Source organism: Streptosporangium sp. NPDC000563 (assembly GCF_040299985.1).
GTDB lineage: Bacteria > Actinomycetota > Actinomycetes > Streptosporangiales > Streptosporangiaceae > Streptosporangium.
Window position 1 is genome coordinate 332,145 of record NZ_JBEPDA010000004.1, and the last position, 25,689, is coordinate 357,833.

At 70.4% G+C, this 25,689-nt stretch carries 18 protein-coding genes; 5 read left to right on the plus strand and 13 right to left on the minus strand.

Annotated elements, in window-relative coordinates; genetic code table 11:
* Positions 1-151: 151 nt before the first annotated feature.
* A complete protein-coding gene (locus tag ABT352_RS14360) occupies positions 152-826 on the minus strand; it encodes a pyridoxamine 5'-phosphate oxidase family protein (RefSeq protein WP_350945251.1) in 675 nt (224 codons plus the stop codon).
* A gap of 67 nt (positions 827-893) precedes the next feature.
* Here ABT352_RS14360 and pdxR point away from each other — a divergent pair, with 67 nt between their 5' ends.
* Positions 894-2,300, plus strand: a complete 1,407-nt coding sequence (gene pdxR, locus ABT352_RS14365) for a MocR-like pyridoxine biosynthesis transcription factor PdxR (RefSeq protein WP_350945252.1) — start codon at positions 894-896, stop codon at positions 2,298-2,300.
* 135 nt (positions 2,301-2,435) lie between these two features.
* Here the strand turns inward: pdxR and ABT352_RS14370 are convergent, their stop codons facing one another.
* On the minus strand, positions 2,436-3,518 hold the full coding sequence (locus tag ABT352_RS14370) for a GNAT family N-acetyltransferase (protein WP_350945253.1): 1,083 nt from the start codon (positions 3,516-3,518) through the stop codon (positions 2,436-2,438).
* Between the two features lie 195 nt (positions 3,519-3,713).
* On the opposite strand from ABT352_RS14370, the gene ABT352_RS14375 reads away from it, so the two are divergent.
* Positions 3,714-4,739 carry a phosphotransferase family protein gene (locus ABT352_RS14375; protein WP_350945254.1) on the plus strand — a complete coding sequence of 342 codons (1,026 nt, stop codon included), beginning with the start codon at positions 3,714-3,716 and terminating at the stop codon, positions 4,737-4,739.
* Positions 4,740-5,023: 284 nt separating this feature from the next.
* Complete coding sequence (locus ABT352_RS14380; protein ID WP_350945255.1) at positions 5,024-6,406, plus strand: GH39 family glycosyl hydrolase; 1,383 nt, start codon at positions 5,024-5,026, stop codon at positions 6,404-6,406.
* A gap of 118 nt (positions 6,407-6,524) precedes the next feature.
* Here ABT352_RS14380 and ABT352_RS14385 read toward each other — a convergent pair whose 3' ends face one another.
* From ABT352_RS14385 to ABT352_RS14425, 9 genes are all read right to left on the minus strand, one after another.
* On the minus strand, positions 6,525-7,745 hold the full coding sequence (locus ABT352_RS14385; RefSeq protein WP_350945256.1) for a DUF418 domain-containing protein: 1,221 nt from the start codon (positions 7,743-7,745) through the stop codon (positions 6,525-6,527).
* A gap of 92 nt (positions 7,746-7,837) precedes the next feature.
* Complete coding sequence (locus ABT352_RS14390; protein WP_350945257.1) at positions 7,838-11,242, minus strand: hypothetical protein; 3,405 nt, start codon at positions 11,240-11,242, stop codon at positions 7,838-7,840.
* Positions 11,243-11,520: 278 nt separating this feature from the next.
* Positions 11,521-12,324 carry a polysaccharide deacetylase family protein gene (locus ABT352_RS14395; protein ID WP_350945258.1) on the minus strand — a complete coding sequence of 268 codons (804 nt, stop codon included), beginning with the start codon at positions 12,322-12,324 and terminating at the stop codon, positions 11,521-11,523.
* The gene (locus ABT352_RS14400) at positions 12,321-13,271 is read right to left on the minus strand and encodes a glycosyltransferase family 2 protein (protein ID WP_350945259.1); all 951 of its coding nucleotides are present in this window, start codon (positions 13,269-13,271) and stop codon (positions 12,321-12,323) included. The genes ABT352_RS14395 and ABT352_RS14400 overlap by 4 nt, the downstream gene beginning before the upstream one ends.
* A 2-nt stretch (positions 13,272-13,273) precedes the next feature.
* Positions 13,274-14,104, minus strand: coding sequence for a glycosyltransferase family 2 protein (locus tag ABT352_RS14405; RefSeq protein ID WP_350945260.1), 831 nt, complete (start codon positions 14,102-14,104; stop codon positions 13,274-13,276).
* 157 nt (positions 14,105-14,261) lie between these two features.
* Positions 14,262-15,389, minus strand: coding sequence for a GNAT family N-acetyltransferase (locus tag ABT352_RS14410; RefSeq protein WP_350945261.1), 1,128 nt, complete (start codon positions 15,387-15,389; stop codon positions 14,262-14,264).
* A gap of 522 nt (positions 15,390-15,911) precedes the next feature.
* On the minus strand, positions 15,912-18,257 hold the full coding sequence (locus ABT352_RS14415; protein ID WP_350945262.1) for a sigma factor-like helix-turn-helix DNA-binding protein: 2,346 nt from the start codon (positions 18,255-18,257) through the stop codon (positions 15,912-15,914).
* Positions 18,258-18,458: 201 nt separating this feature from the next.
* Positions 18,459-20,243 carry a substrate-binding and VWA domain-containing protein gene (locus tag ABT352_RS14420; RefSeq protein WP_350945263.1) on the minus strand — a complete coding sequence of 595 codons (1,785 nt, stop codon included), beginning with the start codon at positions 20,241-20,243 and terminating at the stop codon, positions 18,459-18,461.
* A gap of 199 nt (positions 20,244-20,442) precedes the next feature.
* Positions 20,443-21,075, minus strand: a complete 633-nt coding sequence (locus tag ABT352_RS14425) for a cation diffusion facilitator family transporter (protein WP_350945264.1) — start codon at positions 21,073-21,075, stop codon at positions 20,443-20,445.
* A gap of 338 nt (positions 21,076-21,413) precedes the next feature.
* Between ABT352_RS14425 and ABT352_RS14430 the strand changes: the two genes are divergently transcribed.
* Positions 21,414-22,187 carry a DUF4184 family protein gene (locus tag ABT352_RS14430; protein WP_350945265.1) on the plus strand — a complete coding sequence of 258 codons (774 nt, stop codon included), beginning with the start codon at positions 21,414-21,416 and terminating at the stop codon, positions 22,185-22,187.
* Entirely contained in the window at positions 22,180-23,148 is a 969-nt protein-coding gene (locus ABT352_RS14435) for a TrmH family RNA methyltransferase (protein WP_350945266.1), read from the plus strand. The genes ABT352_RS14430 and ABT352_RS14435 overlap by 8 nt, the downstream gene beginning before the upstream one ends.
* On the opposite strand, the gene ABT352_RS14440 is transcribed toward ABT352_RS14435, so the two are convergent.
* Positions 23,132-23,536 carry a RidA family protein gene (locus ABT352_RS14440; RefSeq protein ID WP_350945267.1) on the minus strand — a complete coding sequence of 135 codons (405 nt, stop codon included), beginning with the start codon at positions 23,534-23,536 and terminating at the stop codon, positions 23,132-23,134. The two genes, ABT352_RS14435 and ABT352_RS14440, sit on opposite strands and share 17 nt — an antisense overlap.
* A gap of 177 nt (positions 23,537-23,713) precedes the next feature.
* Positions 23,714-25,678, minus strand: a complete 1,965-nt coding sequence (atzF, locus tag ABT352_RS14445; protein WP_350945268.1) for an allophanate hydrolase — start codon at positions 25,676-25,678, stop codon at positions 23,714-23,716.
* Positions 25,679-25,689: the final 11 nt, after the last annotated feature.

Here is a 25,689-nt window from a genome sequence, read left to right on the forward strand (position 1 = left end):
GGGGGTGCGGTGGCGGGCCCCCCGCCGCCGGCGGGCCCGCGGCCCGCGCACGCGCGGCCTGCGGGGAGGGTCCCGGGTGCGCGGGGGCCCGGCGGCGATGCGGGTGCGGGTGCGGGTGCGGGTGGGAAGGCTTTCGAAGCGCTCCCCGCGGCTAGAGCGGGAGGTTCGCGGCCGGCATCTCCGGCGGGGCGGGCATGGTCCTCGACGCGATGTGCTCGGGCACGGCCAGGTCCGCGGTGAGCGCGGGGTCGGGCTCGGGGGCTCCCCAGGACTGGTGGAGCGGCAGGACCCCGGCCCAGATCGGCAGCTCGTAGTCCTCGTCCTCGTCGACCGGAGGGCCCTGGCGCACCTTCACCGACGCCTCCTCAAGGGACAGGGCGAGCACCATGGTCGCGGCGAGCTCCTTGCGGGTGGGCTTGCGGGCTGCCTCCCACTGGCCGGGGGCGAGCTGCTCGGTGATCGCCCGCAGCGCGGCGAGGTGCTCCTCGGGGTCCTCCACCCGGCGGGCGCGGCCGTAGACCATGGCGCAGCGGTAGTTGACCGAGTGGTTGAAGGACGAGCGGGCGAGCACGATGCCGTCCAGGTGGGTCACCGTGACGCAGACCTCGTCCGCGTCGCGCAGGGAGGTCGCGCCGGTGGAACCGTGCAGGTAGAGGGTGTCGTCTATCCGGCCGTAACCGGTGGGTACGACCATGGGAAAGCCTCGGCTCACGACGCCCAGGTGGCAGACCAGTCCGGCGTCCAGCACCGCGTACAGGTCCTCGCGGGAGGTCCTGGCCTTGTCCTTCGCGCGGTTGAGGGTGGTACGGGGAGTCGTAGAGAGCATGACCCTAACCTAGAAAGAAGTGGATACCGAGAACATGTCCACTCTAATGCTCTTACAGGAGACCACTTTGCCACGCCCTTCCGTCGACCTACCCGTATCGGTGGACCGTGAGGCGGGCACGGCGCTCGCCGTCCAGCTCGGCGACAGCCTCAGGGACGCCATGCGCGGCGGCGCCCTCACCTCGGGGGAGCGCCTGCCCTCCACCCGTGCCCTCGCCCGCCAACTCGCGGTGAGCCGCACCGTCGTCACCGAGGCATACCAGCAGCTGTACGCGGAGGGCTGGGTCGAGGGACGCCACGGCTCCGGCACCTACGTGGCCGAGATGACGTTTCCCGCCGTGGAGGAGAGGGGGCTGCGGGCCCCCGTCCCCGTGCCGGTCGAAGGGGGCGAGGGCGGGGGGTGGAACGGCTACCGGAGCGAGAGCGGGCAGGGGGTGATCGACCTGCGCCCGGGGCGGCCGTGGGTCCACGACTACGACAGGGCGGCCTGGCGCAGGGCCTGGCGGAGAGCGGCCGACCTGCCGCCGGTGAGCGACCCCGACCCGCGCGGCCTGCCGAGGCTGCGCGCCGCGCTGGCCGAGCATCTCCGCAGGACCAGGGCGATCCCCGTCGGCCCGGAGAACGTGATGGTCACCCGGGGCACCGGCAACGGGCTCGGCCTGGTCGCCGCCACCCTTCTGCGGCCCGGTGACCGGGCGGGCGTGGAGGAGCCGGGCTACCGCGTCGCCAGGAACGTCTTCGCGGGGCGGGGCGCCGAGATCGTGCCCTGCCCGGTCGACGAGGACGGTGTCGTCGTGGACGGGCTCCCCGGCGACCTGCGCGTCCTGCACACCACCCCCGCCCACCAGTACCCCCTCGGCGGGCGCCTGCCCATCCCGCGCAGGGAACGCCTCCTGGCCTGGGCCCGCCGCACCGGCGCGATCGTCGTGGAGGACGACTACGACGCCGAGTTCCGCTACGACGTCGCCCCGCTGCCCGCCCTCTACGGTCTCGACCCCGCGTCGGTGGTGCTGCTGGGCAGCCTGAGCAAGATCCTGACGCCGGACATCGGCGTCGGCTGGCTGGTCGCGCGTCAGAGCCTCGTCGAAGCCTTCGCCGTGACCAGGGACGCCCTCGCCGACCGCACGAGCGGTCCGGCACAGCAGGCGGTGGCGGTGCTCCTGGAGAAGGGGGATCTGGACCGGCACCTGCGCCGGACGCGCCTGGAGTACGCGCGCCGCCGCGCCGTGGTCGTCGAGATCCTCGGTTCCCGGGTCACGGGCGACACCGCGGGCCTGCACGTCATGGTGGAGTTGCCCGAGCACACGGTCGCGCCCCTGGTCGAGGCCGCCCGTGCCCGGGGGGTGCTGCTCGACTCGATGGCCCGCCACTACCACGGGCCGCGGCTGCGGCACGGTCTGGTGATCGGCTACGGCTCCGCGTCGCGGGCCGACGTCAGGCGGGGTGTCTCGGTGGTCGCGGAGCTGATCGGCTGACCGGCCGCCTGCCCTCCGAACGGGTGGGCCGGCAGGCCGTCGGGGGAGGGCGGACGGATCGCGTGACCGGCCGCCCGAACCCGAAGGGCGGGTGCCGCCGTGGCGTGGGACCGTTCCCAAACCACGGCGGACGGATCACGCCTGTATGGACGTCCGCAGGCGGCCGTACGTCTTGAGCGCGCGGTCGGCGGTGGTGCGCAGCAGCGGGCTCGCCAGGACCGTGCCACGTGCCTTGCGTACCGGGACCCGCAGCATCCAGTGGACCCCGGCGCCGGGGCTCAGCCTGGCGATCCTGCCCTCGGCGACCTCGTACTCGCCGTTCTTGAGCTTCTCCTTGTACTCCTTCTCGCCGCGGCCCATGTCGATGACCTGGATTCCGGCGTCGGCGGCCTTCTCAGCCATGGCGAGGTGGTGGATCAGGCCGGGGGAGTACTTCGCGAAGGCGGTGTCGTAGGCGGGGAACCAGCCCGCGAGGGTCGTGCCGGTGCGCAGCCCGAAGTGCCCGGCGACCGGCCGCCCGTCCGCGTACAGCATGTCGAGGACCCCGCCGAAGTGCTCGGTGTCGGTGGCGAGGAAGCGTTCGACCAGCTCCACGATCCACGGCTTGGCGAACCTGTCGGTGCGGCCGGTGCGGCGGTACTGCTCGGTCTTCCAGCCGAGCAGCGTGCGCAGCGGCGCCAGGTCGGTGGTGGCGTAGTCGTGCCGGAGCGGCCCGACGTCGCGCTGGAGCTTGCGGCTCTTGTACGCCGTCGAGCGGTAGGTCTTGCCGGAGGTGACCTTGATCGTCTCGATGTACGCGTCGTGGCCGTCACGCAGGTCGATGATCGGCGAGGGGTGCCTGCTGTGGCCCGCCTGGAGCAGCGGCTGCCCGGAGACCAGGTGGTCGAACTCGTAGACGGCGAGGCCGCACGCTCTGATCAGCCGCTGCGCGTCGATCTCCACGTCCTTGGCGTGCACCAGTCCCTGCGCGTCGGTCAGGCCCGCGGCGACGGGCATGCCGATACCCATCGGGTGGCGCTCGAAGGGGAAGAATCCCACCGTGTCCGTCCCGTCGTGCAGCACCGCGACCCGGACGCGTTCCTGGAGCGCGCCGACGGTCACGGTGAACTCCGGCGACAGGAACGGGGTGTCGAAGGCGGGGTCGGCGCTCTGAAGGACTCTCCATCGGTCGATGTCGGCCGGTCCGAGATCACGGGGCTGAACAACTGAAACGCGCATGAGCTCCTACTGGGATGTGCGGGGTCCCCTACGTCACCCCGAAGGATGCCGTAAAGCTCAAGCATGCTGGTAGGGACGTAATGTAACGATAAAGGACGGAACTGAGGGCAGGCTGTGTACATCGCAACGTTTCGGAATCTCCTTGGAAGACCCCGGGTGGCGCCGCCGGCCCGAGTGACGTTCTAATTGGTGGCTATGAGCACCCCTGGCATCGACTGGTCACACCTTGTCGGATGGATCGCGGCCAATGTCCCCGGCGTCGGTGAGCCTACCGGGGTCTCCCTGATCGCGGGCGGCAGATCCAACCTGACGTACGTCGTGGAGACCCCCGGGCGCCGCCTGGTGCTGCGCCGCCCGCCGCTGGGGCACGTGCTGCCGACCGCCCACGACATGAGGCGCGAGTGGCGGGTGATCTCGGCACTCGCGCCGACCTCCGTCCCCGTGCCCGAGCCGGTCGCCTTCTGCGAGGACCCGGCGGTGATCGGGGCGCCCTTCTATCTCATGGGACACGTGGACGGCGCGGCCGTGCGCACCCAGGAGGACGCCTGGGCACTCACCCCCGAGCAGACGCGGCGGCTGTCGGAGCGCCTGGCCGAGGTGCTCGCCGCGATCCACGCCGTCGACTACGAGAGGGCGGGGCTGGGGGACTTCGGGCGTCCCGAGGGATACATGGCCCGCCAGCTGGAGCGCTGGGGGCAGCAGTGGGAGCGGTCGAAGACCGCCGAACTGCCCGCGTACGACCGCCTGGTGGCCCGCCTGCGCGAGCGACTGCCGGCGCGGTCCGCCTCGGCGCTCGTGCACGGCGACTACCGGCTCGACAACACGCTCGTGCGGCTGTCCCCGGATCCCGACATCCTCGCCGTCGTCGACTGGGAGATGTCCACGCTCGGCGATCCCCTCGCCGATCTCGGCCTCACCCTCACCTACTGGCAGGACCCCGGTGACGAGGAGCGCGCCTCGGTCCCGGTCGCGGCGGGCGTCACCGTGGCCCCCGGCTTCCTCACCGCCCGCGAGTTCGCCGCCCACTACGCGAAGGTCTCCGGCGCGGACCTGTCCGACCTGGACTTCTACGTGGCCTTCGGCCACTACAAGCTCGCCGTCATCGTGGAGGGCATCCACGCCAGGTTCAAGCAGGGCAAGACCGTCGGCGAGGGCTTCGAGGAGATCGGCGCCGCCGTCCCCACGCTCGTCGAGCGGGCTCTGCGGATCCTGGGAGACTGACCGGCGGCTCACAACGGGCCCGTCTCCTTTGTTCTGAGAGTCCCGGGAGGCTCACCGATCCGGCCCGCTCGCCGGGGATTCGCGGTCGCCGGGTCCGGCGACGGCCCGCCGGCTGGAGAGCGGGCGGGAACTACGGTAGAAGTTTCAAGCGTTGTGCAAGCCACCCTGGATACGCTGGCGGCATGGCCGGTAACGCTTGCCTGTGAACCATGTCGAGGCACCGTCACGGTCCGCTGCCGCTGTGGAACGCTACATTCGTTGACCTGCGAGGATTGAGGAATTCGGTGATACCGACTAACGGACGGCACCAGCGACGGCGCCCGGCCTGGCCGGTCGCACTGGGAGCCATGGTCGTGACGGTGGTGCTCGTGGTCGGCATCATCGCCTACGCCGCGAAGCCGGACGTTCCCCGCGGACAGGCCATGACCGCGGCTCCGACGGAGCCGGCACCCGTGCTGGAGGCGCCCCCCTCCCTCGAGGAATGGCCACGCTGGGGCATCACCCACACGGAGTTCAGCGCCGACAACGAGGGCAGCGATGTCACCGAGGCCGCCTCCCACATGCTGAGCCGGGTCCCGATGCTGCAGAACCAGCACATCATGGGCTGGGGCGCGGGCAATCCCGAGCCGGCGCCGGGTAAGAACGACTTCCGCGATCTCGACCGCAGGGTGAGACTCATGGCCGGCTCCGAGGCCGTCCCGATCATCACGCTGTGCTGCGCGCCCGACTGGATGAAGGGCGGCAGCTCCGGCAGGACCGACTGGACGCAGTTGGAGACCGCACCCCGGCGCGAGCACTTCGACGACTACGCCAAGCTCGCCGTGACCGTCGCCAAGCGCTACCCCACCGTCAAGCACTTCATGGTCTGGAACGAGCTGAAGGGATTCTGGAACACCCCCCAGAACCGCTGGGACATCGAGGGCTACACCGAGCTGTACAACAAGGTCTACGCCGCGCTGAAGGCCGTCGACAAGGACATCAAGGTCGGCGGCCCCTACGTCTCCGTCGGCAGCACCACCGTCCCCGAGCGGGGCGCGGAGATCCAGGGGCCGTGGGGGAGCATCGTCCAGCGCGACCTGGAGGCGGTCCGCTACTGGATCGAGAACAAGGACGGCGCCGACTTCATCGTCGTCGACGGAGCCTCGGTCACGAAGGAGGCCGGGGCCTTCCCCGACGAGTTCACCGCCCTGGGCAAGTTCGGCGCCCTCACCAGGTGGCTCCAGGAGAGGAGCGGAAACCTGCCGGTCTGGTGGGCCGAATGGTACGTCGAACCCAACAACAGCGACTGGGAGGAGGATCGCCGCATCGCCGTCCACACGGCCGCGATGATGGAGTTCGCCACCAGCGGCGTCACCACCTCGCTCTTCTGGAACCCTCAGCGCAAGTCCATCGACGCGAACCAGGCGTGCCCCGGCTGCCTGTGGCACCCGACCACCGGCGTCGAGATGCCCATGGCGGGCATCATGAGCGGCTTCACCAAGTGGTTCCCCCTCGGGGTCACGCTGGAGACGGTCACCTCCTCCAACACACAGGTGCGGGTCCTGGCCCAGGAGCGCCAGCTCGTGATGGTCAACACCACCAACGCGCCCGCCACCACCGTCGTGGACGGCAAGGAGTTCCAGCTCAGGCCGTACGAGGTCAGATGGAGCGACCGCACCGGAGCCTAGAGTGCCGGTCAGGAAGAACCCGGCGATGTTCGGCCGTCGGGTAAACCGCAGGTCGCAACGGATCGGCCCGCCGCATCCGATGTCGAGCAACGCTCTGCGCGGTCACCTGACCGGATCTTTAGGCGGCGCCCGCGGAGGGGGAGGGCCTGCGCCAGTTGGTGAACCAGCGCAGCACCCACTCCACGGGCCCGTAGCGGTGGCTACGCAGCCACCACAGGCTCCAGAGAGACTGCGCCGCGAAGATGCCGACGCCGATCGACACGACGTGAAACGGGCTGAGCCGGTCGACCAGGCTCAGCCCGTAGCCGGTGAAGATGAGTGAGCTGATCAGCGACTGCGCCAGATAGTTCGTGAGCGCCAGCCTGCCGGGCGCCGCGAGCGCCCCCGCCAGGCGCGGCATCGCCGGGAGCAGGCGCAGCAGGGTCGCGGCGTAGGCGGCGGCGAGCAGCGGCGCGGTGAGCAGGTTCACCGCCTGGCCGACCATGTGGTACGCGTGCCCGCCGCCCGACCAGGTCGAGTGCGCGTAGACCAGCGCCCCGGCGAGCCCGACGGTGAACCCCGCCCACTGCATCCGCCGCAGCGTGGCAGTGTGCCCGGAGATGTCGGTCAGCAGCCGCAGCTTGCCCACGGCCAGCCCGACCAGGCAGGCGGCGAGCACCGTGGGCCCCTGGAAGGAGACCCGCAGCACGAAGATCTTGGCGAGCCTGTGCAGGTGCTCATTGATGATCATGGAGGCGGAGCCGTGCAGCGCCTCGTCGGACAGGGCGGCCTGCGCCGCGTTCTCCGACATGGCCTGAGAGGCGTCCGTGCCCAGTGTCGCGAGCGCCGCCAGCAGCAACATCCCCGCGGCCAGCGCCACCGTGAGCGCGAGCGCGATGATCAGCGCGGTGCGCGGGGCGATCCGCCGCATCGCCAGCAGGACCAGCCCCACGACCGCGTACGTCGTCAGGATGTCACCGGGGAAAAGGAGGACCGCGTGGGCCAGTCCGAGCAGGAACAACCCTCCCAGGCGGCGCAGGAACCGGGGGGCGAACCTCGTCGCCGACCTGTGGGCCGAGTCGATCTGCAGGGTGAAGCTGTAGCCGAACAGGAAGGCGAACAGCATGTAGAACTTGTTCTCGAAGAGGATCGAGACGAACCAGCGCACCTCCCAGTCGAGCGGTGCGGAGAACGTCGGCGTCGCCAGCCCGGCCATCCGGTACCCCGAGGCGAGGTAGGTGATGTTGACCACCACGATGCCGAGCAGCGCGAAGCCGCGTAACGCGTCGACCGCCGCGATCCTCGGCGCCGTGGCCTCGGCGGACGTACCTGCCCGGCCACGGGGCTCCCCTGCGAGCATCTGACCGTCCTTCGAGCAGCGCCGGGACGTGCGTCCCGGCGAACGATGCTCAGTATGGTGCGGTTCGACCGCCCACAATGAGACTTTGTTCCTTATTGAAGCTGGTAGCCGATGACGATGAACCGCTCCGCGATCACGGCCAGGGCAAGCACGAACGCGGGCACCGCGACGAACAGGATGCGCCTCCTTCTTCTCCGGGTCGCCTGGTCGCGGCCGCGCAGGCAGGTCACCTCGTAGGCGAACAGCGCGATCCAGGTCACGGCCAGCGCGGCCAGGCCGACCGGCGTCCACGGCGACGTCGGGTCACTGCCGTTCAGCTGCACCCCCGGCTCGGGGATCTCGGCCCCCTCGGGATAGGAACTCAGTGTGTAGACGGCCGCGTCCTCGCCGTTGAAGACCCGTTTGAGCTCCTTGTTGGCGTCGAGCGCGGCGCGGAACCGCTGCGCCCAGTCGTGCGGGAAGCCGTGGTTGAGCTGCAGGTATCCGGCCTGCCCGCGGGTGGCCACCAGATAGGTGTTGGGCGGCGAGACCCGGAGCTTGTCGATCACCGAGGAGAGCTGGGCCGGATCCTTGTCCACCAGCACCTGCTGGTAGGAGATCTTGTCGAAGTCGCGCTCGCCCCACGGGATGCTCGGCGTCACCTCCTGGCCCAGCACCGGGACCAGGTAGAGGACGCGGGCGCTCGGCTCGTCGTTGTCGTAGATGTAGTGCATCGCCGCGACCTCGCTGGCGGAGACCCGTTCGAACTGCTCGTTGCCGTAGCGCGCGACCAGGAAGACCATCGCCAGCATCATGGCGCACCCGGCGGCGAGCAGCAGCGAGATCCGCCGCGTCAGCTCGGGGTTGAACCGGATGTTGCGCCTGCGGATCGGCACCGTCTCCTCCGGCGCGTCCTCGGTGCCCGCGGGGAGGTTCGGGAAGAACGCGTACGCGGCCAGGATGCAGGCGCCGGGCAGCGCGAACAGGTAGATGCGCAGGCCGATCTCTCCGCCGTAGTTCTGCAGGCCGAGGGCGAGTACCGGGACGCACAGCAGCAGCAGGGCCGCGCGGTCGCCGACGCCGCGCCGCAGACGGCGGAACAGGCCGGCCGCGGCGAGCGTCAGGATGACGCCGCAGATGCCCAGGCGGGCCATGAGGACGAGCGCGTGCTTGGGATCGCTGCCGTCGATCCGGTCGCCTGTGTTGCTCTGCAGGTTCTCCAGGATCCGGCCCAGACCGCCGAAGAGCTGGTCGATGTGCCCGCTCCAGAAGGTGACCGTCTGGTAGCTGATCCAGGCCAGCACCATCAGGCCCAGGAAGAAGGGCAGCCCCCAGCTGAGCGAGGAGCGCCGGAGCAGGATCAGGCCCGTCAGCGCGCCGAGCATCATGAACGGCGTGATCTGGTGCGAGGCGGTCGCCGTCGAGAACAGGCCGATCAGCACGATCAGCATGATGGCCCGGTCGTAGACGCCGGTGGAATGGGGCAGCTCGCCCGGCGTCAGCCCGTCCAGACGGGCGAGCAACCGCCGGACGGGCCCCTTGGCGGGCATCGGTTTGACGCGGGGCTCCACCTTGCCGAACCAGCGCAGCACGATCGCGACGAAGGCCAGGTAGATCGCGTACGTGAAGCCCTGGGACGAGAAGTAGTCCTGGCCGATCCACTGCACGATGACGAACAGCAGCGCGGCGAACCAGCGGGCCCTGGTCGTGGCGACGACCTGGCGCAGGATCAGCACGAACGGCAGGAGATACAGCAGGTTCGACAGCAGCGGCGTCCACCGCATGATCGTCGTCAGGTCGGTGACCCCGGCGGCCTTGGTGACGAACGCCACCAGCGCGAAGAACCCCGGCCACGCCAGGCGGGCGTCGAGGATGGCGGAGGCCTCACCGGTGCGGTTGATGTACTCCACGAAGCCCGCGTGGACGTAGGCCGTGTGGAACCTCGCCTCGTCCTCGATCAGGGCCGCGGCCCCGTGCAGGGCGAAGGTGATCGCCGCGATCTGGAAGAGCAGCAGGAACTTGCGGTCGGTGTTCTGCGCGATCGTGACGAAGAACGCGACGAGCATCAGCAGGATCGCGGCGAACGCGGTGGACGGCATGGCGGAGATCAGGCCCACGCCGTCGATGTCGTTCAGGTCGACGCCTCGCAGCGGGCCCGGCGACACGCGCAGGGCCAGCACGTACATGACCAGGCCCTCGACGGTGAGCAGCGGAGGCAGCCACACCATGGCCGACCGCATCAGGGTCTGCAGGCGCGTGGGCCTGGCAGCGGGGCCGGGAGTGGGGTCGGGAGTGGGTCCGACGGGCGTCGTGACCGGCGGTTCGACGGTGTCCACCGCGGCCGGGGGCATCGCGCTCGTCGCCGGTGCCGTCTTCCCCGTGAGCCTCCCGGCGCTCTTTCCCGCTCCCGAGCCGATCTCCGAGCCTCTCTGCGTGTCCTGTGAGGCCCGATAGGCCGCCGGGGTCTCTGTGACATCGGAGAAGGACTCGGAAGCTTCCAGGGGGACCCCAGGGGCTCCGGTGGACCTCTCCCGAGACTCAACGCCCGCAGGCCGGTCGAGTCCCGAAGGTCCGGAGGACACGGGGCGCACCGGGGGCGCAGAGGGCGCAGAGGGCGCAGAGGGTGCAGTGGACGGTGGGGACGGTGGGGACGGTGGGGACGCTGTCAGGTCGGGCAGGCGGAACTCCGCCGTGTTGTCGGCCCCGTCCTCGTCCTCGGCGCTCTCAGTGTCCTTACCGTCCTTACCGTCCTTACCGTCCTCGGCATCCCCGGTGTCCTCGGCCTGCCAGGCGTTCTCACGGCGCGCGGGCGGGGCCTCTGTCGTCTCGGAGCGGGTAACGCTCGCGGAGGGCGGGGACGATGGACCGAGGGGTAGCCGGATGACGGCGGTCACCTCGGGATCGTCACCGTAGGCGCTCTCCTCGGGAGAGTCTTTCGCGCCTTTCGCGCCTTTCGCGTTTTTCGTGTCGGTGTCGGTGTCGGGGGCCGGCGACAGGTCATCGGCGGCGGCGTCGTCAACGTCAGGATCGGCGTCCTCGGCGGAATCCGGCGGCGTGCCGTCATCGGCCGTCTCGTCGTCCGCCGTCTCGTCGTCCGCCGTCTCGTCGTCCGCCGTCTCGTCGTCCGCCGTCCCGTCACGAGGGGCGCCCGCAGGGGTCTTCTCCTCGGACGTCCGGCCGTCGGGAGTCTCCCCGTACGGGCTCCTGCCGTGGGGGCTCCCGGCGCCGGTTGCCTCCCCGTACGGGCTTCTGCCGTACGGGGCTCCGGTCCCGGCCGTCTCGTCGTCGGGAGTCTCGCCCTGCGGACTCCCGGCGCCGGAGGCCTGATCGCCCGGAGCCTCGTCGTCGGGGACCTCGCCGCCCGGGATCTCGTCGGGAGCCTCGTCGCCGGGCGCTCCGAAGGGCGCCGTGCCGGCGGGCTCGCCGTCGGCCCCGGCCTGGGGCTCGTCCGAAGGCGCGGGGTGAGTGGGATCGATCTTCCCGACCTCGGCGGTTTCCGCCGCCCCCGTCGTCGTCACGTCATTACCTGCCCGTTGCCTCACGTCTAACATCATGGCGGCTACGCGGACCAGGCTGTGACAGGTCACTACGGATATCCGTCATGTCCGGACGCTTCGCGTAGATCAGTTAAAAGCGGTATCGCGGCTGTACTCCGGCCAAACGGCCCTCTCCTGGCGTCCCCGATCCCCCGGGGGACGGGGAAGCCAGGCAGCGGAGACCATCGAGCTCGCCGGGGCGGCCACCGGTGCGCGACCCGCTTCGCGGATCGCGCTCTTTCCGTGGCGTACCCGGCCGTTCACACCTGGCCGCGCACCTTGCGCAGACCGTATCTCGTGCGCCTGACGACGGCGTACCCCTTCGTCAGCATCCGTTCCCGCATGTAGATGAGCGGGACCTGGTTCCCCTCGACCGCCCGGGTGAACATTCCCATCGAGGTGCCCTCGGCGACGGTGAGGCGCGGCAGTGCGAGCACGTCGTGCCGGTCGGCGGCGATGGCGTTGTTCACCGCGCAGGCGGCCCAGTATCCGGCCTTCCGCACCTCGCGCCGCACCCGCACGTTGGAGTAGCCGTACGGGTAGGCCATCGTCGAGACCAGCGAGCCGATCTTGTCCTCAAGGAGGGCCTTGTTGCGCCGCAGCTCCTGGCGGAGCTCGTCTTCGGACAGCTGGTCGAGCTGGGGGTGGCTGTGGCTGTGGCCGCCGATCTCGATGCCGCAGGAGGCGGCCTCGCGGGCCTGGCTCCACGAGAGCATCGTGTCCAGGGGCCTGCCCGCCGCGTCCTTGCCCGCGTCCCTCACCCACCCGCTGGTCAGGAAGACCGTCGCGGGGAAGTCGTAGCGTTCGAGCAGGGGCAGCGCCTCGCTGTGGAAGTCGGCGTACCCGTCGTCGAAGGTCACCACGACCGGACGCTCCGGGATGGAGCGGCCGTTGTTGTTGTGCAGCGAGGCGACCAGGTCGGCCACCGTGAGCGGCGTGAAGCCGTTCTCCTTCAAATAGGCGAGGTGCTCGGCGAAGGCCGAGGGACGCACCGCGAGCGGCTTCGTCTCGGCGTTGGGCCGGTCGGAGACCGAGTGGTACATCAGGATCGGTACGCGGATCATGCCGCACGCACCCGCTTCAGCTTCAGCCGAAGGGAACCGACGATGTAACCCCAGGTCGTCCAGGCCAGACCGACGACGATCGCCCCGGCCCTGCCGAGGCCGGCCAGGTCGCCTCGCAGCGCTTCCCCGACTCCGCGCAGCGCGCCCATCGGCAGAGCCCTCAGCGCGTGGGCCCGCTCGCTCGACAATCCGTCGCCCGCTCCCACGCTCTGGGCGACCAGCGCCTTGGACAGCCCCTCGGCGAAACAGCGTGAACGGAAGTAGGCGAACGTCGAACGTACCGGCGGGACCTTGTGACCGATCACCGCCGCGGGCTCGAACAGCATTCCCGACCCCGGCATCCGCTGCGAGAGCCGGATGCAGAACTCGGTCTCCTCACAGCCCAGCGGACGGGGCTTGCGCCCCTGCACGCTGCGCCCGATGCCGGTGTGGAACCCGCCGACACCGCCGATGACCTCCCTGCGGAAGGCCGCGTTGCCGCCCATGACGTTGCGGATCCGCGCCCGTTGCGTGGGCATGCCGAGATAGCTGCACCCCACGGTCCAGTCGAACTCGTGGGGATACCAGCCGGGCCGGTGCCCGATGCCCCACAGCGGCCTGGTCAGCCCGCCCACCCCCACGATGGTCGGGTCCTGGAAGCCCTCCTCCAGTGCTTCCAGCCAGCCAGGCTCCGCGACGGCGTCGTCGTCGAGATAGGCCACGATGTCGCCGGAGGCGGTCGCCGCACCGGTGTTCTTGCCACCGGAGAGCCCCTTCTCCTGAGCGTTCTCCACCACGATCGCGCCGGGATACTCCTTTTTGAGCCTCAGGTGGAGATCCGGGTTGTAGTCGACGACCAGGATGATCTCGTGCGGCGCGCGCGTCTGGTTCTGGACCGACTCGACGGCTGCTCGGATGTCCTCCCAGCGGTCCTCGGTGTAAACGCAGATGACGACACTGCTTCTCATGGTTACGCGGCACCCTGATCGGCGGCCGGAGCGGCGGCGGCCGGCTCGTGAACGGCGGGAGCCGGGTTGCTCCGCCACTCGCGGATGATGGTCTTCAGCACCCGGATGCCGTCGCGTACGGCGTGCAGGTTGCTCTCGCCGTGAATGCGGCAGCGCTCGTGGCTGGGCACCTCGTGGACCTTGAGCCCGGCCTTGGCGGCGCGGACGTTCATCAGGGTCTCGATCTCGAAGCCGTCGCAGTCGAGGTTGAGGACGTCCAGATGGCGGGCCCAGAAGGCGTTGTAGCCGTAGCACAGGTCGGTGTAGCTGGTGCCGTACATCCTGTTGACCAGCGCGGTCAGCGACTTGTTGCCGAACTTGCGGATGAACGTCAGGTCGTCGCTGCCGCCGCCCGACGCGTAACGCGAACCCTTGACGAAGTCGGCCCCGGTGACCAGGGCGCCCACGAACTGGATGATCTCGCGGCCGTCGGTGGAGCCGTCGGCGTCGATCATCACGATGATGTCGCCGGTGCAGGCGGCGAAGCCGTCCGTCAGCGCGTTGCCCTTGCCCCTGCCCGTCTGGTGGACCACGCGCACGTTGGGACGCAGTCTCTTGGCCACGGCGACGGTGTCGTCCTTGGAGTTGCCGTCGACCAGGACGATCTCGTCGATCCACTGCGGGATCGTCGCGAAGACGTGCGGGAGGTTCTCGGCCTCGTTCATCGCCGGCACGACGACGCTGACGGTCGGGGAGATCGCCATGTTGGGGGTGATGGGAGTGAACCGCTCGATGGGAGGCACCGCCCTCAGCGGTGGCTTGTTGTTGTAGTGCTTGGTGATCTCGGGACTCATTGTGACGGATGTCCTTCCGGGCGGTCGGTCGTCAGGGGCGACTGGGGCGGACGGACCCGGGGCCATGGCCGATCGGGACGATCGGCGAAAACGGCGAATGCGATGAGGGATGCATACGAGGGTCCTGGCGAGTGGGGTGGTGATGAACGGGAGCGGTCTAACCCACTCCCCACGGTTCCTTGACAGCCGGAGTGCCTGATTGGTTCTGCGCGGGGGAGCGCATACGGCCGAAACCTTTCAGCACACGGTCAGCAAGCCTGTATAAATTCGGGCGATCCGTGACGATCGTTCGTGCCTTGTTGACCGGGGTACGGCCGATCCAGTGGACGGCGGCGGCCGGGGAGGGACGCGACACGCGACCTTCCGCGACGAAGAGATCACCGCTTTTCAACCAGCTCTTGTACTCGCGTCCGCCCTTGCCCATGTCGACCTGCAGCAGCCCGGAGTTCGCGGCGTGCTCGGCCATGTGCAGGTGGTGCATGATCCCGGGGGAGTAACGCGCGAACTCGGTGTCGTAGGCCGGGAACCAGCCCACCAGCGTCGTCGCCGTCCGAAGGCCGAAGTGACCGGCGACGGGCCTGTCTCCGGCGTAGACCATGGTCAGGACGCCCGCGAAACTCTCGGACCTCTCCGCGTGCATCTCGTCGAGCAACTGGACGATCCACGGCTGGGCGAAACGGTCGACCCGGCCCGTCCTGCGGTACTGGTCGGACTTCCAGTTGGTGAGCGTACGGAGCGTGCCCAGGTCGGTCGAGGCCCACTCGAAGCGGATCTCACCCTGCTCGCGGCTGAGCTTGCGCTCCTTGTAGCGGACCGTCTTGAGATTCTTCGGCGAGTTGGCCTTCACCCGCTCGATGTAGGTCTCGAACCCCACGCTGAGGTCCATCACCGGAGCCGGCCGCACGTCCGACTCGTACGGCGCGAACGTCGGCTGGCCGGGGACGAGGTGGTCGAAGTCGAAGACGGAGAGCTTGCAGGCGCGCAGGAGCGTCCGGACGTCCAGCTTGAGGCCGGAGACCGCGATCAGCCCGTGGCAGGTGGTGAGGAAGCCGCCGAGAGGCTTGCCGATCCCGAAGCTGTGGCGCTCGTAGGGGAAGAACCCCACGATCTTGCCGCCGTCCTGGATGATCGCGACACGAACGTAGTCACGCAGTCGCCCCATGGCCAGGGTGAACTCCACGGAGAGGAAGGGGTTGTCCAGCGACGGGTCCGCCACCTGCAACTCCCGCCATCGCGAGATCTCGGGCTCCCCGAGGTCTCCCGGGCGAACGATGACGATGTTCACCTTGACCTGGCCCCCTGTTCGGTCTGCAAACTCCCGCTCCCCCGATACAACACGCGTAGTACGTATATGAAGCCGCCGAGCACCGCGATGGTCGCGACTCCGGCGCGGGGCGACCATGCGTCAAAGGTAAGCATGGCAGCGGCCAAGAGAACGTTTACGACCAGGCTCGCCGCTGCACCCACTGATAGTGCCGCAAGTGGGTCACGATCACGCAACAGTCCTACCACTGCGGCGCCGGGAACGACCAACAGGAACAGGGGCGTAAGGATCAATCGTAACGGAGTGTCCAGGTCGGCCAAGGCGATCACGGCCCCCGCCACGCACGCGAGGGTGAGTGCCCATCTGAGCACCCTGCGGTTGACCGACATCTTCCGAGCTCCTGGTTGGTAATGAGGTGACTGATCGCGCTCTTCATGTGACCAATCACTCAACATGGACGTCAATGCCGACGCTCGGCACCAGTCCATGGTTTACCGGATCCCTGAGGGAAGTCTCGGTGTTAGGTAAAACGAGATGTGGGAATCAGCCCGTCGCCTCCTCCGAACCCGCCCCGGCGGAGGGGGTCGGAGTCGGCTCCGGGGCAGGGTCTTCAGGGGGTGCGGAGGCATCTGGGTCAGGGCTTTCCCACGAAATCGCGCATCCGGCGTTGCCTCCGGCGGACTTGAACGCGACCCGCCCGGCACCGCTCTCCGACGGGTCCTTGGCAGTGACCCAAATCACGCCGCTCGTGCCCGCCTTCAACTGCCCGCGGACGGGGTGCACGGCGAGCCCGCCGGAGGTGGTCGCCGACCACGAAACCGTGGCGCCGCGAGCCGCGAGCCGGATCTGCCCGGCACCCTCCCCGATGTCGCGCGGGCACGAGACGTTCAGCCGTCCGGTCACGGGCGGTGTGGTGGCGGTGCGGGTGGGGCGGGGCCGTCCCGCGGTGGTGGCGCGGCTCGGAGCCGGTCGCGCCGCGGTGGCGGTGGGAGCGGGGGTGGCGGGTGCCTCGCTCCTGCGGCTTCTCGTGGGCGTGGGCGTCGGCGCCGTCTCCGGGTCCTCCGGCAGGGGGTCGGGCTCCGGCGCGGGCTCGGGCTCCAGCGTGATCAGCGCGGGTTCCGGTCCCGGCGCGGCCTGGGGGTCCCTCAACTCCCCGCCGGCCAGGTCCCCTCCGCCCACCACGACCACCGCCCCGGTGGCGGCCAGCACGCACACCGCCGCCAGCAGCACCGGACCCCTGCGTCCGCGCCGCCTGCGCCGCTGCGCGGGGAGCGCCTCCGTGCCCCGCTTCCCACCGCCGGGGAGTGCGGCACGCCGGACCTCGCCGTACTCCGCCGATGACGTACGCCGGGCCTCCGGGTCTTCCCGCGACGCCGTACGCCGAGCCTCGGGAGTCCCCGCCGACGCCGTACGCCACGCCTCGTCGTCCGCCGGAGGTGCCGGCCATGCCTCGGCGTTCTCGGTCGGTGTCGGCCACGCCTTGGCGCTCACGGGCGGTGCCGGCCAGACCTCGATGTTCACGGGTGGCGGTGTGTGCCGCGCCTCGCCGCCCGCCTGCCGTGAGGCCGGCCGCGCCCCCGTGTTCGTCGTGTCCGTCGTGTTCGTCGTGTTCGGCGTGTTCGTCCAGGGGGCCGCACGCCCTGGCTCGCCGGCCGAGGGCGACGGCAGAACGTATCGGGGTGCCGGTCCGCCCTCCGCGCGGTGCGGGCCGCCGCCCGTGCGGTGCGGTCCGCCCTGGTTCTCCGGCCCTCGCCACGTCGTGCCCGACCCACCCTCGGGGGATCGCGTCCCGGCCGCTGTGTGTCCCCCTGTGTGTCCCGCTCGCTCCTCCTCGTACTCGTACCGTGCCTCTGCCCCGGTTGCTGCCCCGGCCTGCGAAGCCCTCGCGCCCGTGGGGGGCGTTCCGGGGTCCGCGGGAGGCGCCGCGTGCCGGGCGCGGGTGCCCGTGGGCGGTGTGGCCGCGCTCTCGGAGGTTTTCTCGTCGCGTGCCCGCCTGCCGCCCGCGCTCCTCCGCCCGCCCCACCGGCGCCCTGCTGAACGTCGTTCGGCCGCCGTGGGGAAACCGGCCTTGTCGAAGCCGTTCTCGGCGGCGATGGCGGCGCGCTCCTCGCGCGACTCCGGGTTCACGCAGGTCTCGATCACCCGGCGGCGCAGGGAGAGCGGCGGGTAGGTCAGGGGGACGAGGTCCAGCAGCCGCCCGGCCGAGACGTGCCGGTCCCTGCGCTCGAGGCAGACCTCGCAGCGGCCGATGTGGGCCGACAGGCGCCTGCGCAGCATCGTGGTGAGGGGCCCCTCCCACGAGTCCACCATCGCCGACAGGTCGGGACAGTGCGCCCGGCCGACCTTGGCGAGTACCACGGCGCCGGCCGCGTTCTCCAGGTGGTCGCGGGCCCGGCCGAGCCTCGCGGTGACCTGGCGGGAGGTGAGCCCCAGCACCGCGCCGACCTCGCCGCTGCCGAGGTCGTGGCGGAGCGACAGTTCGAGCACCTCGCGTTCCTGAACGCTCAGCTCCGCCATCGCCTCATGGACCAGGACCGCGAGTTCCCGCTCGCCGGGATCGTCGTGGATGTCGGGCGGTGGCACCGCTCCCCGAGGTCCGCCGTGCCCGGCGTCCGCGCACCGGATCCGTACGAGCGCGTACAACCACGCGCGCAGGCGGCCGGGCTCGCGCAGGCGGTCCACGCTGCCCCGGGCCGTTACCAGGGCGTCGTGTACGGCGCCGGCGGCCGTCTCACGGTCGCCCAGCAGCGAGTGGGCGTAGTCGTTGAGCCGTTCCGCATAGGAGTCGTAGAGGCTCGCGGGTGCCACAGGGTCGGCTGTGTCGGCACGCCGCAGCGCTTCAACGAGTCGTTGGTCGTCGGTCCGGCCGACGGTCGGCCATCCGGGCACGGATATTCCTCCCCCGTGAGACGGGCTCGTTCACGGGTTTCACCACTCGCCCGTTCCAGCCCACACGCGTAGGACGTCACCTCCCCGCGACTGGTTGACCAAAGGGGTCAATATCATGCCGATACGGTATGACCTGGGAAAACTGCTACGGCTGGTGCCAATGTGACACCAGCCGTACGGGGTGAAAGTGATGCGGGAGGGTCAGCAGTTGGGAGCGCAGAGCCGGCGCTTCATGCCCTCCAGGAAGAACTTTCTGACCTCCAGGACGTCCTTGGCGATGTAGGCGTCACCGCCGGTCGCCTTGGCGAGGGCGTCCATCTGGCGCTTGCCCTTGGGGGCGTCGGGACCGAAGGCGATGATCAGGACGCTGACCGGCTTCTCGGGGTTGAACTGGTCCCTGAGCCGCTTCAGGATCTGCTGGTTGCTGATCCCGCCGTCCGGATCGTCGTTGCCGGCCCCGTCGGTGAGGATGAGCACCGTGTTGATCTTGTCGCTCTGGTACTCGTCGGTCATCTGCTTGTACGCGGCCGCGAGGGTGTCGTTGAGCCCGGTGTCACCGGTCGCCTTGGCCTGGGTCGTGATCAGCTTCTGGTTGATCACGTCCCTGCGCAGGGCGCCGTTCATGTCCTCGGTGAGCGGGCCGACCGGGACCGTCTCGCGGTAGTCGACGCCCTGGCCGTTGAGATGGGTGGAGAACTCCCACAGTCCCAGCTCGCTGTTGGCGGGGAAGAGCTTCATGCCCTCGACGGCGATCCTGCTGATCGCCTGCATCCGGGTCAGGCCCGTACCGGGAACAGGGAGTGCCATGGTGCCCGAGACGTCCAGCAGGGTGAGGAGCCTCGTGCCCAGTTTGATCCGGGACCAGGTCTGGGACATCCTCGCGACGGTCTTGGCGTCGGGCGGCTCGATCGCCTGCGGCGCCTTGGCCTGGAAACCGTCGGAGCCGGAGATGGCCTTGCCGCCCTTGCCGTCCGGGGTGCGGAACCCCTGGTCCTGCAGTGCCTTCTTCGACGCCTCGCTGCCGAGCTCCTTCTGGAACGCCTCGGCGGCCTTGCGGACGACGGCGTCCTTGGCGGTGATCACCACCGGGTAGTCGAGGTTGATGGTCCCCTCGGCCGGATAGAGCGGCACGGCCGGGACATCGGGCTTCTTGGCCTTGTTGAACGCCCAGACTCCCTGCTCCGAGGAGATGCCGAGCGGGGCCTTGCTGCCCTGGACGCCCAGGCTGGACAGCAGCGCGTCCTGGTCGCGAACCGTCGACGTCGATCCCGACAGGCTCTTGAGCGCGCCGACCAGCTGCTCCTCGCCCGCGCCCGAGGCAGTGGCCACTCCGGCCGCCGCCAGGAGCGCGCCGAGCCCGGCGGAGTTGAGCGCGGGATCCAGCACGAGCACGCGCACCTTGCGGCCGGGACCGTCCACGTTGGCCACGTTGGCGGCGTTGATCATGCCGCCCCAGCTGGCCTCGCCGAAGCTCTTCTTCAGGTTCGGCACCACCGAGCCCGAGGCCACCATGACGATGGGGGACTGGGCGATGGACGCGCCCGCCTCGGGCACCTCCTCCACCCTCGTCCGCAGGTTCGTCACCCACAGCTTCGAGTCGGGGACCCACATGTCCATCGCGACGGCCTTGCCCCCGGTGAAGGAGGAGGCCACGGTCGCCGAGGTGCCCTTGGCCACCGTGACGGCGGCGCATCTGCCGTCGACCTGGTGGGCCGCCTTGTTGAAGCGCTGGGCGATCTGGGACAGGGCGGGCTGGATGTCAGGGGAGGCGGTGATCCGCAACGGGACTGCCTCGCCCGCGCACCCGCCGTCACGGTCGCGGTTGATGACCACGAACGCGGCGACGCCGAGCAGTACCGCGAGGGCGACGGATCCGGCGAGCGGGACCAGCACCTTGCCGCGTCCTCCACGCCTGCGTCTCGTCTGCTGTTCCCTGTACGGGGTGTAGCCGTCCTCGAGTTCATCTGTCCGGTGACGTCCGCCCACGATGTCCTCTTCGGTGTCGATGTCATGGAGCTAGCGGGTCACCCTATCGGGAGGTCGTCCGCAATATTCACGGAACTGTACTTGCAATGATTAGTGGGGCAAAAAACGCATTTCGGTGCGGTTGTTACTGTATGTGTTGATCATTGAACTCTGTGTCCGCGAAGAGCGGTCGACGACCGAGACGGCGAGGATCGCCTGGTCAGTGGCAGCAGGAGTGCCCGTGCCACGCCCTGAACCCCTCACGTACCGCCACCGCGGCGAGCAGGACCGCCATCGCGGGATCGACCCACCACCAGCCGGCGGAGTTCAGCGCGAGCCCGGCCAGGACCCCCGCCGCGAGGGTGGCGCACATGAGGTTCTGCGTCCCCTCTCCCGCGGTCGCCGCCGAGTGCAGCCGGACCCCCAGTCGCCGCTTCGCCATCCCCAGGAACGGCATGCCGACCACGCTGACCGCCGTCACCACGATCCCGAGCAGGGTCGGCACGGCCCGGTGCCCGGCGTCCAGGTCGTGCGCCACGTGCACCACCAGGTAGGGGGCGAGGATCCAGAAGCTGATCGCCACGGCCTTGCGGGCCCGTTCCTCGGCGTACGCGGAACCTGTCCTCGTCCCGGTGAACCGCCAGACCACGATCAGGCCGGCCGCCGCCTCCACCAGGGCCGACGTGCCCCAGCCGATGAGGGCGACCGAATGCGCCTCCAGACCCGCGGCGATGCCGAGCAGGCTCTCGGCGCCCAGCCAGACCAGGGTCACCAGGGAGAGGGTGCGAGCCCTGCGGGCGTCACGCAGCCACTCGGCGCTCGGCGGTGCCACCGGCACGATCTGATCGGTCACGACGGCCTCCGGTACCCGTTCGACGACGCTCGGTAATCTATGCGTCACATGGTGTCGGAGTGTGGAGAAGCGGCGAAGCTCCTCATGGTGACGGCGACATGCCTCCCCCGGTGGCGGACCACGTGCCTCCCCGTGACGAACCGCATGACGGAACCGCATGGCGAACCGCGCGAACGGTGTGGTGGATTGTGTGGCGGGACAGGCCGGTCGACCGGCCTGTCCCGCCGTAGGCGGGGCGTGGGAGGACGGTGGGTTTCGCGGGCCGGTGAAAGTCCGCGGTCCCGGCGCGGGCATGCCGCAAGATGGAGCTGTCCAGCAGATCGTCGGGAGGGAAATCCGTGCCGTTCACGCCCAGCCACGTCGCAGCCGTGCTGCCGCTGATCTCCTCGGAGCGGACGCGCAGGTTTCTCGACCCCTGGGCCCTCGCCCTGGGCGCGATGGTGCCCGATCTGCCGATCTTCTTCCCCTTCCTGCCCGACTACATGTTCTGGCACTCCTCCGAGGGCGTCCTCACGATCGACCTGTTCGCCGTCCTGGTGCTGCTCGCCGTCTTCCACCTGACGCTCCGCGACCCGCTGACCGCGCTCCTGCCCCCCTCCCTCGCCGGACGCGCCGCCGCGCTGACCCCGGGGATGTACGGGCTGCGGCGGCTGCCCGCCGTGGTCGCGGGAGGCATCGTGGGCGCCTTCACCCACAAGCTCTGGGACTCCTTCACCCACTCGTACAGTTCGGCCCTGTGGGGCTGGAGCTGGCTGGACGTCCGGGTGGCGGGAGTGATCTCCCTGTTCCGCCTGCTGCAGTACACCTCCACCGTGGTCGGCCTGGCGGTCGTCCTCTGGTGGGCCTGGCGCGGACTGAGCGCGATGGAGCCGCGGCCGGTGCCCGAACGGCTGCTCCTGCCCGCCGGTGAGCGGGCGGCCGTGCTCCTGGCCACCGCCGTCTCGATCCCGCTGGGCGCGGTCGCCTGGGCGCTTACCTTCCCCCCGGACACCAAGGCCGAGCTCGTGACGAGGCTGGGCGCGGGGGCGGTCGTCGGCTGCTCCGCGATGCTGCTCGTCTACGCGCTGATATGGCAGCTCAGGCGGGTCATGGCAGTATTCGAGGGTGCCTGAAGCCATCGACCCCCACCTGGCCGACTACGCCAACCTGCGCGACGTCGAGCTGCGCAAGAGCATGGAGGCCGAGCACGGCCTCTTCATCGCCGAGGGGGAGAAGGTGATCCGCCGCGCCGTCGCGGCGGGCTACCCCGTGCGTTCCGTACTCCTCACCTCCCGCTGGGCCGGCCCTCTCGCCGATCTCCTCGGCCCGCTCGGCGACCGGGTCCACGTCGTGGACGACGCCGTCATGGAGGAGGTCACCGGATTCCAGGTCCATCGCGGCGCCCTCGCCGCGATGGAACGCCTCCCGCTTCCCGAGGTGGAGGATCTCCTGTCCGGACGCGAGGCGCGAAGGGCTCCCGCCGGGCACACGGCGCGGTCGGACGGCGAGCCAGGATCGGACTCCCCGGCTCCGCGAGGGGCCTCCGCCGAGGACGCGGCGCACTCGGAGGGCGGACCAGGATCGGGTTTCCCGGCTCCGCGAGGGGTTTCCGCCGAGCCCGTGGCGCCCCGGCGCGTCCTGATCCTCGAAGACCTCGTCGACCACGGCAACGTCGGCGCGATCTTCCGCTGCGCCGCCGCCCTGGGCGTGGAGGCGGTGATCCTCTCGCCGCGCTGCGCCGACCCCCTCTACCGGCGCTCGGTGAAGGTCTCCATGGGCGCGGTCTTCGCGATCCCGTACGCGCGGATGACCGACTGGTACGCCGGTCTGGCCGAACTGCGCGAAGCGGGTTTCCAGACGCTCGCCCTCACCCCCGACCAGTCCGCCACCCCCATGGACAAGGTCGCCATGGCCGACCGGGTGGCACTGCTCCTCGGTTCGGAGGGGGACGGGCTCTCCTCCCGCTGGCTGCGCGAGGCCGACGAGGCGGTCTGCATCCCGATGAGCCCGGCCGCGATGGACATGGGCGTCGACTCCCTCAACGTGGTGGCCGCCGCCGCCATCGCCTGCCACGGACTCATGCGCGCCGGTTGAGCGGATCTCCTCGCCGCGCGTCCACCTCGATCTCGATCTTCATACGGGAGTCGGCGAGGCCGCACACGATCATCGTCGCGGCGGGGCGGACCTCGCCGAAGTGACGGCGCAGGGTCGGCCAGCAGGGCTCGAAGTCCTCGCGGTCGGGCAGCATGTATCGCACCCGTACGACGTCGGCGAACGAGCAGCCCGCCTTGGCCAGTGCCTCTCCGATGTTGCGCATGCACTGCTCCGCCTGCTCGACGACGTCGTCGGAGATCGTCATGGTCGCGTAGTCGTAGCCGGTCGTCCCGGACACGTGCACGCGGTCACCGTCGACCACCGCCCGCGCGTATCCGATCTGCTCCTCGAAGGTGGACCCGCTCAGGATCGCGAACCGTTCAGTCATGCGGAAAACCGTAACAATCTTCGCTGGTTCCCCTGATCGGCTCGCACACGGTCGTCCGAAACCCGCGATCACCGGGGCGCGAGCTCCGGACGACCGCGGAGTGACCGTCGCCGGATCGTCGGGACCGTGACAGGGGGCCGGTCTCTCAGGACCGTGGCCGGGCAGGGAGCCGAATCGTCAGGATCGTGACCGGGAGAGGAGATAGCTCGGCCAGCTGCCGTGCCGGCTGATGTCGGGGGCCTTCTCGGTGGCGTACGGCTCGCAGAGGAAACCGTGCACCGCGCGGCCGTCGGCGAGTTCGATCGTGCCGAGGCCGAGGGGCGAAACGGTCTGCGTCAGGAGGATGCCGAGTGCCGAGGGGGGCAGTTCGTACAGTTCGACCTCCACCGCGACCCCGCCGGAGGTCGAGCGGACCAGCCCCGGCAGTGGCATCTCGCCGCCTTCCAGGGCGTAGAGGCGGTAGAGGGGGGCGGTGAGGGCAACTCCCAGACCGGTGGCGCCGAGGGAGAGGAGCCGGCCGTGCAACGGCTGGCCGGAGCGGTGCGCGCCGACCACGGCGAGCACCGTCCGCGCCTGGGCCTCGGCCCCGGCCCTGGCTGCGGCTTCGACCGCGGCCCCGACCCCGACTGCGGCCTCGGCCCCGGCCTTGGAGGCGTGAACCGTCGCCGGTCCCGCCTTCGGAGCGTGGACGGTGCTCGCCGAGGCCGAGGTGGCCGCCGATCCCGAGTCCGGGACGGGGAGCGCGGGACCGCCGGTCAGGGCGTGGAAGGTGGCACCGAGACCGGCGAGGAGTCCGTCGGAGCCCGCCGGTCCCAGGAAGGTGACGCCGTGCGGGCGGCCGGCGGTCGTCGTCCCCGCGGGTACGGAGATCCCGGCGAGGTCGAGGAGATTGGTGAAGGTCGTGTAGTGGCCGAGGATCGCGTTGCGCTCGATCGGGCTTTCGAGCATCTCCGCGACGGTGAAGGTCGTGGGTACGGTCGGGACGGCGAGCACGTCCATCGACGCCCATGCCTCCCGGGTCTTCGCGTCCAGCGCGCGCAGGCGGTAGAGCCCCTCGAAGGCGTCCACGGCACTGAGCGCGCCGCCGCCGGACAGCACCTTCAGGGTGACGGGGTGGATCTCGCCGGGGTTGCGGGTGACGAAGTCGCCGACCGCCGCGAGCCGTTCCGCGAGCCACGGCCCCTCGTACAACAGCCGCCCGGCGGCGAGGAAGGGGCCGAGGTCCACGGGGACGATTCGGTGGCCGAGGCCGCCGAGCCGGTCCACCGTCCGCGCGAAGGCCGTCTCGGCGGCGGTGTCGCCGAAGAACTCCGGTTCGTGCGGAACCCCGATCCGCAGGGGGGACGCGCGGGTCGGTACGGGGCCGGGGACGGGGAGCACGCGTGACCAGGGGTCGGCGGGTTCGAAGGCGGCGATGGCCGACAGGACGGCCAGGCCGTCGGCGGCCGAGCGGGCGAAGACGCTCGGGCAGTCCAGTGACGCGCACGCGGGCACCATGCCGAGCGTGCTGACGAGCCCCCGGCTCGGCTTGACCCCGACGGTGCCGGTGAGCGCGGCGGGTACCCGGCCGGAACCGGCCGTGTCGGTGCCGACGGCGAACGAGACCAGGTCCGCGGCCACCGCCACCGCGGAGCCCGAGCTGGACCCGCCGGAGATGAGACCGGGTACCAGCGGTGACTCGCACGCGCCGTACGGGCTGCGGGTGCCCGACAGACCGGTGGCGAACTGGTCCAGGTTGGTCTTGCCGACGAGGAGGGCGCCCGCCGCGAGCAGTCGTTCCACCAGCGGCGCACCGCGCTCGGGGACGTAGGAGTAGGCCGGGCAGGCCGCGGTGGTGGGCAGCCCGGCCACGTCCACGTTGTCCTTGACCGCGAAGGGGACCCCGTAGAGCGGTGGGCGGGTGCCGGGGTCCGGCCAGCGGCGGGCCAGCTCGGCCGCGTCGCCGAGCAGGTCCGCCGCCGGGCGCAGGGTGATCCACACGTGGTCGTCACCTCGCGCCGCGATCCGCGCGAGCACCTCCCCGGCGACGTCGGCGGGGAGGGCCGCACCGGAACGGTAGAGACCGGAGAGGCTCTCCAGGTCCAGCCGGACCGGGTTCAGGGGGAGGCGGGGCATGCTGTCCGGATCAGGCGGAGTGTGCATATGCCTTTCCT

Bases quoted from the DNA above. Each gene is read 5' to 3' on its own strand.
- ABT352_RS14360 (WP_350945251.1), bottom strand. From the start codon at position 826: ATGCTCTCTACGACTCCCCGTACCACCCTCAACCGCGCGAAGGACAAG.
- ABT352_RS14370 (WP_350945253.1), bottom strand. From the start codon at position 3,518: ATGCGCGTTTCAGTTGTTCAGCCCCGTGATCTCGGACCGGCCGACATC.
- ABT352_RS14375 (WP_350945254.1), top strand. From the start codon at position 3,714: ATGAGCACCCCTGGCATCGACTGGTCACACCTTGTCGGATGGATCGCG.
- ABT352_RS14385 (WP_350945256.1), bottom strand. From the start codon at position 7,745: ATGCTCGCAGGGGAGCCCCGTGGCCGGGCAGGTACGTCCGCCGAGGCC.
- ABT352_RS14395 (WP_350945258.1), bottom strand. From the start codon at position 12,324: ATGATCCGCGTACCGATCCTGATGTACCACTCGGTCTCCGACCGGCCC.
- ABT352_RS14400 (WP_350945259.1), bottom strand. From the start codon at position 13,271: ATGAGAAGCAGTGTCGTCATCTGCGTTTACACCGAGGACCGCTGGGAG.
- ABT352_RS14405 (WP_350945260.1), bottom strand. From the start codon at position 14,104: ATGAGTCCCGAGATCACCAAGCACTACAACAACAAGCCACCGCTGAGG.
- ABT352_RS14440 (WP_350945267.1), bottom strand. From the start codon at position 23,536: ATGACTGAACGGTTCGCGATCCTGAGCGGGTCCACCTTCGAGGAGCAG.
- atzF (WP_350945268.1), bottom strand. From the start codon at position 25,678: ATGCACACTCCGCCTGATCCGGACAGCATGCCCCGCCTCCCCCTGAAC.